This window comes from Streptomyces sp. NPDC053755, assembly GCF_040677675.1.
Classification (GTDB): Bacteria; Actinomycetota; Actinomycetes; order Streptomycetales; family Streptomycetaceae; genus Streptomyces.
Map to the genome: position 1 here is coordinate 36536 of NZ_JBFASK010000008.1, position 909 is coordinate 37444.

1 protein-coding gene and 1 pseudogene are annotated in these 909 nt (G+C 81.3%); one reads left to right on the top strand and one right to left on the bottom strand.

The window, feature by feature from the left end:
- Positions 1 to 350 (bottom strand): annotated as a pseudogene (locus tag AB0K65_RS10920) (hypothetical protein); the annotation flags it as partial.
- Between the two features lie 184 nt (positions 351 to 534).
- Here AB0K65_RS10920 and AB0K65_RS10925 point away from each other — a divergent pair.
- Positions 535 to 909, top strand: a 375-nt coding sequence (locus tag AB0K65_RS10925) for a hypothetical protein (protein ID WP_365715464.1), incomplete at its 3' end; no start/stop codon positions are given.

Consider the following 909-nt stretch of genomic DNA (forward strand, 5'->3'; position numbering starts at 1 on the left):
CCCTCGGGGGCGGGCTCCTCGGACGCCGGGTCGGAGACCTCGGCGGGACCCTCGGACGCCGGATCGGCCTCCGTGGTCGGGGCCGGTCCGCCGGGCTCCGGCTCGGCGGCCGGCGGTGTGGCGGCCGACAGCGGGCCGGTGGCCGGCTCGGCGGCCGGCGGTCCGGCAGCCGCTGCCGGGCCGGTGTCGGCCTGCGGCTCGGCGGCAGGGGCCTTCTCAGGGGCCGAAGCGCCCTCGGGGACCCGCTCGGCGGCACGGTCCGGCGCCGCCTGGCGCTCGGAAGCCTCCTCGGCAGCGGTCTCCGATACGGGACCGGCCTCCGAGTCCGGGCGCGATGCGCGCGCCGGCATCGCGTCGGCCCGGGGGGCCGAAGCGTCCTCGGGAGCCTGCTCGGCGCGCTCTGGCGCCGACCGACGCTCGGAAGCCTGCTCGGCAGCGTGGTCCACAGCCGCCGACGGCTCCGCGGACGTGGCGGCCTCGGGGGTCGTGGGGTCCGGGGCGAAGGCGGGGCGGGCGTGGTGCCAGGGGGCGTCCGTGCTGCGGGTGCGGGGCGGCGGGGTCGGGGCGGGGGTGGACTGGCTTGCCGAGCCGTCCGCGGCACTGCGGGAGCGGCGCGGCGGGCGCGGCGGGGCGGGCGTCTCCTCGCCTGCCGTGGGCTCCGCCGCCTCGGCGCGTTGCGTCGCCGAGCCCTCGCTCACCGAGCGGGACCGACGGGCCGGGCGGGCCGCCCCGCTGCTTTCCGGACCGGCCGTCTGGCTCGCCGAGCCCTCCGACGCCGAGCGGGAACGGCGCGGCGCGACCGCCTCGGACGCGGACGACGACGCCTCCGGAACGGCCGCCTGGCTCGCCGAACCCTCCGACGCCGAGCGGGAACGGCGCGGCGCGACCGCCTCGGACGCGGACGACGAT